The organism is Solibacillus sp. FSL K6-1126 (assembly GCF_038003445.1).
Lineage (GTDB): Bacteria > Bacillota > Bacilli > Bacillales_A > Planococcaceae > Solibacillus > Solibacillus silvestris.
Window position 1 is genome coordinate 3132040 of the sequence record NZ_JBBOPD010000001.1, and the last position, 10461, is coordinate 3142500.

The 10461-nt window shown below is 45.3% G+C and carries 4 protein-coding genes, 40 tRNA genes and 2 rRNA genes (1 of these 46 only partly in view); 1 reads left to right on the forward strand and 45 read right to left on the reverse strand.

Annotated features, from left to right (window positions below; all coding sequences use genetic code 11):
- The first annotated feature begins 170 nt into the window (after nucleotides 1–170).
- A complete protein-coding gene (locus tag MHH44_RS15485; protein ID WP_014823055.1) occupies nucleotides 171–1088 on the forward strand; it encodes a 1,4-dihydroxy-2-naphthoate polyprenyltransferase in 918 nt (305 codons plus the stop codon).
- A gap of 41 nt (nucleotides 1089–1129) precedes the next feature.
- On the opposite strand, the gene MHH44_RS15490 is transcribed toward MHH44_RS15485, so the two are convergent.
- From MHH44_RS15490 to MHH44_RS15710, 45 genes are all read right to left on the reverse strand, one after another.
- The gene (locus MHH44_RS15490; RefSeq protein WP_008408136.1) at nucleotides 1130–1474 is read right to left on the reverse strand and encodes a TraR/DksA family transcriptional regulator; all 345 of its coding nucleotides are present in this window, start codon (nucleotides 1472–1474) and stop codon (nucleotides 1130–1132) included.
- Between the two features lie 63 nt (nucleotides 1475–1537).
- Nucleotides 1538–2296, reverse strand: coding sequence for a MerR family transcriptional regulator (locus MHH44_RS15495; RefSeq protein ID WP_014823054.1), 759 nt, complete (start codon nucleotides 2294–2296; stop codon nucleotides 1538–1540).
- Between the two features lie 87 nt (nucleotides 2297–2383).
- Nucleotides 2384–3010, reverse strand: coding sequence for an NUDIX hydrolase (locus MHH44_RS15500; RefSeq protein ID WP_008408132.1), 627 nt, complete (start codon nucleotides 3008–3010; stop codon nucleotides 2384–2386).
- Between the two features lie 77 nt (nucleotides 3011–3087).
- A tRNA-Glu gene (locus MHH44_RS15505) sits at nucleotides 3088–3159 on the reverse strand.
- A 2-nt stretch (nucleotides 3160–3161) separates the two neighbouring features.
- Nucleotides 3162–3252: transfer RNA gene (locus MHH44_RS15510), tRNA-Ser, on the reverse strand.
- A 13-nt stretch (nucleotides 3253–3265) separates the two neighbouring features.
- Nucleotides 3266–3341: transfer RNA gene (locus tag MHH44_RS15515), tRNA-Asn, on the reverse strand.
- A gap of 9 nt (nucleotides 3342–3350) precedes the next feature.
- Nucleotides 3351–3427: transfer RNA gene (locus MHH44_RS15520), tRNA-Ile, on the reverse strand.
- 11 nt (nucleotides 3428–3438) lie between these two features.
- A tRNA-Gly gene (locus tag MHH44_RS15525) sits at nucleotides 3439–3512 on the reverse strand.
- Between the two features lie 3 nt (nucleotides 3513–3515).
- Nucleotides 3516–3591 (reverse strand) — tRNA-Phe (locus MHH44_RS15530).
- Between the two features lie 5 nt (nucleotides 3592–3596).
- Nucleotides 3597–3672, reverse strand: a tRNA-Asp gene (locus tag MHH44_RS15535).
- Between the two features lie 3 nt (nucleotides 3673–3675).
- A tRNA-Met gene (locus MHH44_RS15540) sits at nucleotides 3676–3750 on the reverse strand.
- Nucleotides 3751–3795: 45 nt separating this feature from the next.
- Nucleotides 3796–3888: transfer RNA gene (locus MHH44_RS15545), tRNA-Ser, on the reverse strand.
- Between the two features lie 20 nt (nucleotides 3889–3908).
- A tRNA-Ile gene (locus MHH44_RS15550) sits at nucleotides 3909–3985 on the reverse strand.
- A gap of 7 nt (nucleotides 3986–3992) precedes the next feature.
- Nucleotides 3993–4066: transfer RNA gene (locus tag MHH44_RS15555), tRNA-Met, on the reverse strand.
- 26 nt (nucleotides 4067–4092) lie between these two features.
- Nucleotides 4093–4168: transfer RNA gene (locus MHH44_RS15560), tRNA-Ala, on the reverse strand.
- An 8-nt stretch (nucleotides 4169–4176) separates the two neighbouring features.
- Nucleotides 4177–4253, reverse strand: a tRNA-Pro gene (locus MHH44_RS15565).
- 8 nt (nucleotides 4254–4261) lie between these two features.
- Nucleotides 4262–4338: transfer RNA gene (locus MHH44_RS15570), tRNA-Arg, on the reverse strand.
- Between the two features lie 19 nt (nucleotides 4339–4357).
- A tRNA-Leu gene (locus MHH44_RS15575) sits at nucleotides 4358–4446 on the reverse strand.
- A 6-nt stretch (nucleotides 4447–4452) separates the two neighbouring features.
- Nucleotides 4453–4527 (reverse strand) — tRNA-Gly (locus MHH44_RS15580).
- 45 nt (nucleotides 4528–4572) lie between these two features.
- Nucleotides 4573–4657: transfer RNA gene (locus MHH44_RS15585), tRNA-Leu, on the reverse strand.
- A 16-nt stretch (nucleotides 4658–4673) separates the two neighbouring features.
- Nucleotides 4674–4749 (reverse strand) — tRNA-Lys (locus MHH44_RS15590).
- Nucleotides 4750–4755: 6 nt separating this feature from the next.
- Nucleotides 4756–4831, reverse strand: a tRNA-Thr gene (locus MHH44_RS15595).
- Between the two features lie 9 nt (nucleotides 4832–4840).
- Nucleotides 4841–4916, reverse strand: a tRNA-Val gene (locus MHH44_RS15600).
- A gap of 1064 nt (nucleotides 4917–5980) precedes the next feature.
- Nucleotides 5981–6052, reverse strand: a tRNA-Glu gene (locus MHH44_RS15605).
- 2 nt (nucleotides 6053–6054) lie between these two features.
- Nucleotides 6055–6145: transfer RNA gene (locus tag MHH44_RS15610), tRNA-Ser, on the reverse strand.
- Nucleotides 6146–6158: 13 nt separating this feature from the next.
- A tRNA-Asn gene (locus MHH44_RS15615) sits at nucleotides 6159–6234 on the reverse strand.
- Nucleotides 6235–6243: 9 nt separating this feature from the next.
- Nucleotides 6244–6320: transfer RNA gene (locus MHH44_RS15620), tRNA-Ile, on the reverse strand.
- Between the two features lie 11 nt (nucleotides 6321–6331).
- Nucleotides 6332–6405: transfer RNA gene (locus MHH44_RS15625), tRNA-Gly, on the reverse strand.
- Between the two features lie 3 nt (nucleotides 6406–6408).
- Nucleotides 6409–6484: transfer RNA gene (locus MHH44_RS15630), tRNA-Phe, on the reverse strand.
- Nucleotides 6485–6489: 5 nt separating this feature from the next.
- Nucleotides 6490–6565, reverse strand: a tRNA-Asp gene (locus tag MHH44_RS15635).
- A 3-nt stretch (nucleotides 6566–6568) separates the two neighbouring features.
- A tRNA-Met gene (locus tag MHH44_RS15640) sits at nucleotides 6569–6643 on the reverse strand.
- Nucleotides 6644–6688: 45 nt separating this feature from the next.
- Nucleotides 6689–6781, reverse strand: a tRNA-Ser gene (locus tag MHH44_RS15645).
- 20 nt (nucleotides 6782–6801) lie between these two features.
- A tRNA-Ile gene (locus MHH44_RS15650) sits at nucleotides 6802–6878 on the reverse strand.
- A gap of 7 nt (nucleotides 6879–6885) precedes the next feature.
- Nucleotides 6886–6959: transfer RNA gene (locus MHH44_RS15655), tRNA-Met, on the reverse strand.
- Nucleotides 6960–6985: 26 nt separating this feature from the next.
- Nucleotides 6986–7061 (reverse strand) — tRNA-Ala (locus MHH44_RS15660).
- 8 nt (nucleotides 7062–7069) lie between these two features.
- Nucleotides 7070–7146: transfer RNA gene (locus tag MHH44_RS15665), tRNA-Pro, on the reverse strand.
- A gap of 8 nt (nucleotides 7147–7154) precedes the next feature.
- A tRNA-Arg gene (locus MHH44_RS15670) sits at nucleotides 7155–7231 on the reverse strand.
- A gap of 19 nt (nucleotides 7232–7250) precedes the next feature.
- Nucleotides 7251–7339: transfer RNA gene (locus MHH44_RS15675), tRNA-Leu, on the reverse strand.
- A gap of 6 nt (nucleotides 7340–7345) precedes the next feature.
- Nucleotides 7346–7420, reverse strand: a tRNA-Gly gene (locus MHH44_RS15680).
- Between the two features lie 45 nt (nucleotides 7421–7465).
- A tRNA-Leu gene (locus MHH44_RS15685) sits at nucleotides 7466–7550 on the reverse strand.
- A 16-nt stretch (nucleotides 7551–7566) separates the two neighbouring features.
- A tRNA-Lys gene (locus MHH44_RS15690) sits at nucleotides 7567–7642 on the reverse strand.
- Nucleotides 7643–7648: 6 nt separating this feature from the next.
- Nucleotides 7649–7724 (reverse strand) — tRNA-Thr (locus MHH44_RS15695).
- Nucleotides 7725–7733: 9 nt separating this feature from the next.
- Nucleotides 7734–7809: transfer RNA gene (locus MHH44_RS15700), tRNA-Val, on the reverse strand.
- A gap of 9 nt (nucleotides 7810–7818) precedes the next feature.
- Nucleotides 7819–7934: ribosomal RNA gene (gene rrf, locus MHH44_RS15705) — 5S ribosomal RNA — on the reverse strand.
- A gap of 87 nt (nucleotides 7935–8021) precedes the next feature.
- Nucleotides 8022–10461 (reverse strand): 23S ribosomal RNA (locus tag MHH44_RS15710) (it continues 489 nt past the right edge of the window).

Here is a 10461-nt window from a genome sequence, read left to right on the forward strand (position 1 = left end):
AATTTTTATATAATTTGCTCTTTTTTTTTGCGTTCGCGCAGTAAATAATACCTTCTTATCATAACATTTTTCGAGCAAACGTTACATGTATTGTCCCTTCACTCTGTTCAATTTGTTTTATTTGCATTACAATAGTTTAGATAATTGTATTTAGTTAGGAGCGTTTTTTTATGACAAAAGTCGTTGAAGCGGACAAGGGAATTAAAGTTTGGTGGCATTTAACACGTCCCCACACATTAACAGCTTCATTTGTACCGGTATTATTAGGTACGTCGATGGCACTTTCAATAAATCATGAAACAGTTCATTTTGGCTTGTTTTTTGCAATGCTAATTGCCAGTATGCTAATACAGGCTGCAACAAATATGTTCAATGAATATTATGATTATAAACTTGGCCTGGATAATGAAAACTCCGTCGGTATTGGTGGCACAATCGTCCGACATGGTGTAGCACCAAAAACAATTATGGCTATTGCGCTAAGCTTTTACGGCATTGCAATGCTATTAGGTGTTTACATATGTGCCATGACATCCTGGTGGCTAGTTGCTGTCGGACTTGTATGTATGCTGATTGGCTATTTGTATACTGGAGGACCGTACCCGATTGCTTATTCACCATTCGGGGAGTTAGTTTCAGGGGCAGTAATGGGTATGGGTATTGTTCTAATTGCCTTCTTTATTCAAACAGGTGATGTGACAGCTGATGCTGTAATTATCTCTGTGCCGAGTATGATTCTAGTTGGGGCAATTATGCTTTCTAATAATATCCGGGATATTGTAGGAGATACTGAAGGCGGGCGTAAAACAATGGCTATATTGGTTGGCCGACATAACGCTGTTACAGTACTTGCTGGTTTCTTTATTGTTTCGTATATTTGGATTGCTGGCCTTGTAATTCTAGGTCATTTGACACCATGGGCACTGCTTGTATTATTAAGTGTGAAAAAACCGATTGAAGCGATTAAATTATTCAGAGCAAAAGAAAAACCGCTCGAAGTAATGCCGGCCATGAAATACACAGCCCAAACAAACACGATTTTCGGTTTCTTGTTGGCTGTTGGTTTATTAGTTTCATATTTCATTTAAAACTAAAAGAGGTATGTTGAATAATCAACATACCTCTTTTACTATTCCATAACCTCATCAACATGATCAATACATGTTAAAGCTGTCGGAATTGCTTCTAAACGCTCAAAAGGAATCTCTTTCCCGCATACGATACATTCCCCGTATGTGCCTTCATCCATTGCATTTAAAGCTGTTTGAATTCTTTCAATTTCATCTTCTTTCAATTCATTTAGTGTTTTTTCGGTAACAATTGTCGTTAAATCGGTCGCTGCATCTGCTGGATGATTGTCAACTGCAGTTATTTCTGTATCTTCAACAGCTGGTTCTTCATTAACATGCTCCTGCAAAGTTGCAAGCTCCTCTTCTAAAATACTACGTAAATGGTGTAATTGATTGATATCCATATAAAATCCCCCTTTTTCCATTAATAAAATATTACCTATATGAGGATTTTTAAACATCTTTTCTTATTTATTTGCTGCATAAGCAACGATAACATCATGCAAAAATTGTGTAGCACCTGGCCCTACCCGGTCATCATAGTAAGCAGTAAACCGTTCATCGCTTACATACATTTGTGCTAGGCCTATATGTGCTTCTGGGGTATACTTTGCCCAGGAGAAGCTTAGCCAGCGTTTATGAAGCTCTGCTGCTTCCATTGCAACGTCTGACGTTACATCGCCGGACGCCATCGCTTCTTTTAATCGTTCAAACAGTTGTTGTTCCAATTGCTGCATTGCATTATATTGCTCTTCAGTCATCTCTTTAAATTTTTTATTGCTCGCTTCCACTTTAGCTTCACCGTATTTATTACGTATTTCCTCACCGTAGCTCTTTTCATTTTCTTCGATTAGATTGTTTTTAAACACGTCAAATTTCTGTTCATTTGTCATCTTAAGTTCCCCTTCCATCGTTTGGATTGTTTGTTCTATCGTTTTCAGTAAGTCATCAATATGTCGTCTTTTCTTTAGTAATAGCTCGAATTGTTTTTTTAGCTCTTCTTTTACTTCATAATCTGGATGATCGAGCAGTTTTTTTATTTCCTCTAACTTAAAATCCAGCTCCCGGTAAAAAAGTATTTGCTGTAACCGGTCAATATCTTTTTGGCTATATTTTCGGTAGCCATTTTCTGCAATCGTAGAAGGCATCAGCAAACCGATTTCATCGTAATATCGTAGTGTGCGTGCACTCACACCAGATAGCTTGACTAGTTCGTTTATTAACAATTGATCACCTCCTAATTAGTACTATAAAGGTTGACGTAACGTGAAGGTCAATAGATATTATAAAAAAAAAAGCTAACCTAAGTTTTTTCAGGTTGCTTCAATTAATATCTTTTCCAATCTCGGGATAAACTCGTGCAAATAGCTTTCAGGTAATGCTGACATTTGTTCTAATCCGATCTGTTTCACTTCATAATGACGTATATCATTTTCGTATTTATAACCGGATACTTCAATTTCCTTTATTTTATGATTCGCAAGCAATATAAACTGTTTTAAGTTAGCAGAGTATATACCATCCAGTTCTTCTCTTTGAATTGAAAACTTCTCAAGACCACCTGTTAATTCATAAACAAATACATTTGCAAACTCATAATCCTTTATTTTTTCATTATCTATACTGTACGGAATGACTCCAAGTGACGTTAATTGCGAAAACATGACCTTAACCCCTACTTCTTCCTTTAATTCGCGTATACCATCTTCAATTGTCTCCGTTGCCAGTATATGACCAGCTGCCGTAATATCAAATTGGTTTGGATAATCCTTTTTATTTTTGCTACGCAGCTGTAAATAAATACGCCATTCAGAATCTACTTTTTCAATAATCCAGCAATGAAACACTTCATGCCAATAACCTTTTGCATGAACGAGATGACGTTGTTCAATGCCCGTTTCCTTATAAAATTGATCAAATACTTTTAAACGCTCATTCATAAGCTCTTCTCCCTTTTATACAAAAAAACGCCAAGTACATTGTAATAAGTACTTAGCGTTTTTCGTCTTCCTATGTATGACCCGTACGGGATTCGAACCCGTGTTACCGCCGTGAAAGGGCGGTGTCTTAACCACTTGACCAACGGGCCGATGGCGGAGACAGAGGGATTTGAACCCTCGCGCCGCTTACGCGACCTACACCCTTAGCAGGGGCGCCTCTTCAGCCTCTTGAGTATGTCCCCAAAAATAGAAAAATGGCTCCGAAGGCAGGACTCGAACCTGCGACCTGCCGGTTAACAGCCGGATGCTCTACCAACTGAGCTACTTCGGAATAATACTATGGTGGGCCTAAATGGACTCGAACCATCGACCTCACGCTTATCAGGCGTGCGCTCTAACCAGCTGAGCTATAGGCCCTATTTAAAAACTGGAGCGGGTGATCGGAATCGAACCGACAACATCAGCTTGGAAGGCTGAGGTTTTACCACTAAACTACACCCGCATATGGTGGGTTTGGACGGAATCGAACCGCCGACACTTAGAGCTTCAATCTAATGCTCTACCAACTGAGCTACAAACCCACAAATGGCGGTCCCGACCGGGATCGAACCGGCGATCTCCTGCGTGACAGGCAGGCATGTTAACCGCTACACCACGGGACCATTTGGTTGCGGGGGCAGGACTTGAACCTGCGACCTTCGGGTTATGAGCCCGACGAGCTACCACTGCTCCACCCCGCGATAATATTATGTTTGAACCTGTTTTAAGTACCCAGTTTGTAAAAATGGAGGAGGTAGAGGGATTCGAACCCCCGCGCGGTGTTACCCGCCTGTCGGTTTTCAAGACCGATCCCTTCAGCCAGACTTGGGTATACCTCCGTTATATTTAATACGTTAACTGGTGGACCTTACAGGACTCGAACCTGTGACCGGACGGTTATGAGCCGTCTGCTCTAACCAACTGAGCTAAAGGTCCTTTAAGATGGCGGCAGAGGGAGTCGAACCCACGACCTTTCGGGTATGAACCGAGTGCTCTAGCCAACTGAGCTACACCGCCAGGATCTTTATTTTGGTTACAAATTATGGTGGAGCCTAGCGGGATCGAACCGCTGACCTCCTGCGTGCAAGGCAGGCGCTCTCCCAGCTGAGCTAAGGCCCCATAAATGATGGTCGGAATGACAGGATTCGAACCTACGACCCCTTGGTCCCAAACCAAGTGCTCTACCAAGCTGAGCTACATTCCGAAATAATATGGCGCGCCCGGCAGGAGTCGAACCCACAACCTTCTGATCCGTAGTCAGACGCTCTATCCAATTGAGCTACGGGCGCATATTGTTTATTTAAAAGATGGTGCCGAGGGCCGGAATCGAACCGGCACGGTGATCACTCACCGCAGGATTTTAAGTCCTGTGCGTCTGCCAGTTCCGCCACCCCGGCATTTTTTGGAGCGGAAGACGAGGTTCGAACTCGCGACCCCCACCTTGGCAAGGTGGTGTTCTACCACTGAACTACTTCCGCAAAATGCTTAAGATATTTTTACTCTGACAGTAATATGAAATTAAATGGTGCGGGTGAAGGGAGTCGAACCCCCACGCCTTGCGGCGCTAGATCCTAAGTCTAGTGCGTCTGCCAATTCCGCCACACCCGCTAAGCAGTATATAAACTGGTGAGCCATGAAGGACTCGAACCTTCGACCCTCTGATTAAAAGTCAGATGCTCTACCAACTGAGCTAATGGCTCTCTAAATGGTGCCGGCGAAAGGAGTCGAACCCTCGACCTACTGATTACAAGTCAGTTGCTCTACCAACTGAGCTACACCGGCATTTAGAAATGGTGGAGGATGACGGGCTCGAACCGCCGACCCCCTGCTTGTAAGGCAGGTGCTCTCCCAGCTGAGCTAATCCTCCAATGGGTATTTGCTGATTACACTTTCGTAACCGCATGTCCTATCTCTTAAGGACAAGATTTATATTATCATTACTTTTTTTATAATGCAATACCTTTTTTGAAATTATTTTTAAAAAATAAATTATTTTCTATTTTTTCCATGAACCAACTGAGATTGCTCATGAAAACGTTTACTTAGTATAACGAAATTCTAATATGTTTGTCTAATTTTATCAAGGCTTGTTTTTAATATTTATAAATCATTCTGATATAATTATTAATATTACTTATAAATATCAAGTGTTTTAGAATATACGACTACTTATTTATACATTTTATATACTGAAGCTGTCAAGAAAATGTCCGTACTTTTATCATTATTTTTTTTAAGTATTGATATAATGTACATTTTATTTATTTCCACCTATTGGTTTCTCAATATAGTCTTTATCTTTATGTTATTTTCATCATTTTTATTATTCTATAATAATTATTTCCGTGTTTAAATACGCTTAGAATTGCGCTATTTCATTAAATGATTTTGATGCATACCGCAGCCTTATTGGGATTCCACGATTCGGCCGTTAAATCCTTGTTATTTCACCTTTAAATTGCTTTTTACCATGTTCTTTAATGAACCGGGGATTTGATACCTCTATTTGAATTAATGATGGGAAATCCGATTAAAAAGCCCTCTAACATAGTGTCAACTAAACTTCTTGCATGCTCACAATCGACCTTCATTAAATAACCGGAAAATCTCTGCTTTCTTTTTCGCTCCTGCCTACTATCTTGTTCTCCCTTAATCCATGTTCCCTTCAACATAGTGATCGAGGATGTGCTTTTTCACGCAGTATCAATAAAACAATATAATCTTAAAGTAGATTCCGTTTGTGGGTTAATTGAATAAAAATATTTCAACACAGTTTTTTTATCTTTATTATAAAACAGCATAATATTGTGTAAGAAATTTCATCCCTTAAATTTAGCAGCATTGTTTATTATCTTAAGAGAGCTTTTACCGCAACAAAAAAACGCCAAGTACATTGTAATAAGTACTTAGCGTTTTTCGTCTTCCTATGTATGACCCGTACGGGATTCGAACCCGTGTTACCGCCGTGAAAGGGCGGTGTCTTAACCACTTGACCAACGGGCCGATGGCGGAGACAGAGGGATTTGAACCCTCGCGCCGCTTACGCGACCTACACCCTTAGCAGGGGCGCCTCTTCAGCCTCTTGAGTATGTCCCCAAAAATAGAAAAATGGCTCCGAAGGCAGGACTCGAACCTGCGACCTGCCGGTTAACAGCCGGATGCTCTACCAACTGAGCTACTTCGGAATAATACTATGGTGGGCCTAAATGGACTCGAACCATCGACCTCACGCTTATCAGGCGTGCGCTCTAACCAGCTGAGCTATAGGCCCTATTTAAAAACTGGAGCGGGTGATCGGAATCGAACCGACAACATCAGCTTGGAAGGCTGAGGTTTTACCACTAAACTACACCCGCATATGGTGGGTTTGGACGGAATCGAACCGCCGACACTTAGAGCTTCAATCTAATGCTCTACCAACTGAGCTACAAACCCACAAATGGCGGTCCCGACCGGGATCGAACCGGCGATCTCCTGCGTGACAGGCAGGCATGTTAACCGCTACACCACGGGACCATTTGGTTGCGGGGGCAGGACTTGAACCTGCGACCTTCGGGTTATGAGCCCGACGAGCTACCACTGCTCCACCCCGCGATAATATTATGTTTGAACCTGTTTTAAGTACCCAGTTTGTAAAAATGGAGGAGGTAGAGGGATTCGAACCCCCGCGCGGTGTTACCCGCCTGTCGGTTTTCAAGACCGATCCCTTCAGCCAGACTTGGGTATACCTCCGTTATATTTAATACGTTAACTGGTGGACCTTACAGGACTCGAACCTGTGACCGGACGGTTATGAGCCGTCTGCTCTAACCAACTGAGCTAAAGGTCCTTTAAGATGGCGGCAGAGGGAGTCGAACCCACGACCTTTCGGGTATGAACCGAGTGCTCTAGCCAACTGAGCTACACCGCCAGGATCTTTATTTTGGTTACAAATTATGGTGGAGCCTAGCGGGATCGAACCGCTGACCTCCTGCGTGCAAGGCAGGCGCTCTCCCAGCTGAGCTAAGGCCCCATAAATGATGGTCGGAATGACAGGATTCGAACCTACGACCCCTTGGTCCCAAACCAAGTGCTCTACCAAGCTGAGCTACATTCCGAAATAATATGGCGCGCCCGGCAGGAGTCGAACCCACAACCTTCTGATCCGTAGTCAGACGCTCTATCCAATTGAGCTACGGGCGCATATTGTTTATTTAAAAGATGGTGCCGAGGGCCGGAATCGAACCGGCACGGTGATCACTCACCGCAGGATTTTAAGTCCTGTGCGTCTGCCAGTTCCGCCACCCCGGCATTTTTTGGAGCGGAAGACGAGGTTCGAACTCGCGACCCCCACCTTGGCAAGGTGGTGTTCTACCACTGAACTACTTCCGCAAAATGCTTAAGATATTTTTACTCTGACAGTAATATGAAATTAAATGGTGCGGGTGAAGGGAGTCGAACCCCCACGCCTTGCGGCGCTAGATCCTAAGTCTAGTGCGTCTGCCAATTCCGCCACACCCGCTAAGCAGTATATAAACTGGTGAGCCATGAAGGACTCGAACCTTCGACCCTCTGATTAAAAGTCAGATGCTCTACCAACTGAGCTAATGGCTCTCTAAATGGTGCCGGCGAAAGGAGTCGAACCCTCGACCTACTGATTACAAGTCAGTTGCTCTACCAACTGAGCTACACCGGCATTTAGAAATGGTGGAGGATGACGGGCTCGAACCGCCGACCCCCTGCTTGTAAGGCAGGTGCTCTCCCAGCTGAGCTAATCCTCCAATATTCTAGCGAAGCGACGTCCTACTCTCACAGGGGGAAGCCCCCAACTACCATCGGCGCTAAAGAGCTTAACTTCCGTGTTCGGTATGGGAACGGGTGTGACCTCTTTGCCATCATCACTTCACTATAGTGGCCTTTAAATAAGCCTATATAAAAGAATTTCATTCTTTCAAAACTGGATAAACGTTTCATTGAGTTTGTGCAATAAAATGTGGTTAAGTCCTCGACCGATTAGTATTCGTCAGCTGCATGCGTCACCGCACTTCCACCTCGAACCTATCTACCTGATCGTCTTTCAGGGGTCTTACTTACTTGCGTAATGGGAAATCTCATCTTGAGGGGGGCTTCATGCTTAGATGCTTTCAGCACTTATCCCGTCCATACATAGCTACCCAGCGATGCCTTTGGCAAGACAACTGGTACACCAGCGGTATGTCCATCCCGGTCCTCTCGTACTAAGGACAGCTCCTCTCAAATTTCCTACGCCCACGACGGATAGGGACCGAACTGTCTCACGACGTTCTGAACCCAGCTCGCGTACCGCTTTAATGGGCGAACAGCCCAACCCTTGGGACCGACTACAGCCCCAGGATGCGATGAGCCGACATCGAGGTGCCAAACCTCCCCGTCGATGTGGACTCTTGGGGGAGATAAGCCTGTTATCCCCGGGGTAGCTTTTATCCGTTGAGCGATGGCCCTTCCATGCGGAACCACCGGATCACTAAGCCCGTCTTTCGACCCTGCTCGACTTGTAGGTCTCGCAGTCAAGCTCCCTTATGCCTTTACACTCTACGAATGATTTCCAACCATTCTGAGGGAACCTTTGGGCGCCTCCGTTACTCTTTAGGAGGCGACCGCCCCAGTCAAACTGTCCGCCTGACACTGTCTCCTACCCCGCTAAGGGGCATGGGTTAGAAGTTCAATACAACCAGGGTAGTATCCCACCGACGCCTCCTTCGAAGCTGGCGCTCCGAGATCTCTGGCTCCTACCTATCCTGTACAAGTTGTACCAAAATTCAATATCAGGCTACAGTAAAGCTCCACGGGGTCTTTCCGTCCTGTCGCGGGTAACCTGCATCTTCACAGGTACTATAATTTCACCGAGTCTCTCGTTGAGACAGTGCCCAGATCGTTACGCCTTTCGTGCGGGTCGGAACTTACCCGACAAGGAATTTCGCTACCTTAGGACCGTTATAGTTACGGCCGCCGTTTACTGGGGCTTCAATTCACAGCTTCGCTTGCGCTAACCGCTCCTCTTAACCTTCCAGCACCGGGCAGGCGTCAGCCCCTATACGTCACCTTACGGTTTTGCAGAGACCTGTGTTTTTGCTAAACAGTCGCCTGGGCCTATTCACTGCGGCTTCTCTAGGCTATGCACCCAAAGAAGCACCCCTTCTCCCGAAGTTACGGGGTCATTTTGCCGAGTTCCTTAACGAGAGTTCTCTCGCACACCTTAGGATTCTCTCCTCGACTACCTGTGTCGGTTTGCGGTACGGGCACCTCTCACCTCGATAGAGGCTTTTCTTGGCAGTGTGAAATCAGGAACTTCGCTCATACGAGCTCGTCATCACAGCTCAACGTTATAGTATGCGGATTTGCCTACATACACGCCTTACTGCTTGAACACGCGCAACCAACGGCGTGCTTACCCTATCCTACTGCGTCCCCCCATTTCTCAAACGGTGAGGAGGTGGTACAGGAATATCAACCTGTTGTCCATCGCCTACGCCTATCGGCCTCGGCTTAGGTCCCGACTAACCCTGAGCGGACGAGCCTTCCTCAGGAAACCTTAGTCATACGGTGCATGGGATTCTCACCCATGTTTCGCTACTCATACCGGCATTCTCACTTCTAACCGCTCCACCAGTCCTTCCGGTCTGACTTCAACGCTGTTAGAACGCTCTCCTACCACGCATACTCTAAGTATGCATCCACAGCTTCGGTGAATCGTTTAGCCCCGATACATTTTCGGCGCAGCGTCACTCGACCAGTGAGCTATTACGCACTCTTTAAATGATGGCTGCTTCTAAGCCAACATCCTGGTTGTCTAAGCAACGCCACATCCTTTTCCACTTAACGATTACTTGGGGACCTTAGCTGGTGGTCTGGGCTGTTTCCCTCTTGACTACGGATCTTATCACTCGCAGTCTGACTCCCGTGTATAAATATCCGGCATTCGGAGTTTGTCTGAATTCGGTAAAGCGAGATGCCCCCCTAGTCCAAACAGTGCTCTACCTCCGGTATTCTCAATCACGAGGCTAGCCCTAAAGCTATTTCGGAGAGAACCAGCTATCTCCAGGTTCGATTGGAATTTCTCCGCTACCCACACCTCATCCCCGCACTTTTCAACGTGCGTGGGTTCGGGCCTCCAGTGAGTGTTACCTCACCTTCACCCTGGACATGGGTAGATCACCTGGTTTCGGGTCTACGACCACGTACTAATTCGCCCTATTCAGACTCGCTTTCGCTGCGGCTCCGTCTTCTCAACTTAACCTCGCACGTAATCGTAACTCGCCGGTTCATTCTACAAAAGGCACGCTATCACCCATTAACGGGCTCTAACTACTTGTAGGCACACGGTTTCAGGATCTATTTCACTCCCCTTCCGGGGTGCTTTTCACCTTTCCCTCACGGTACTGGTTCACTATCGG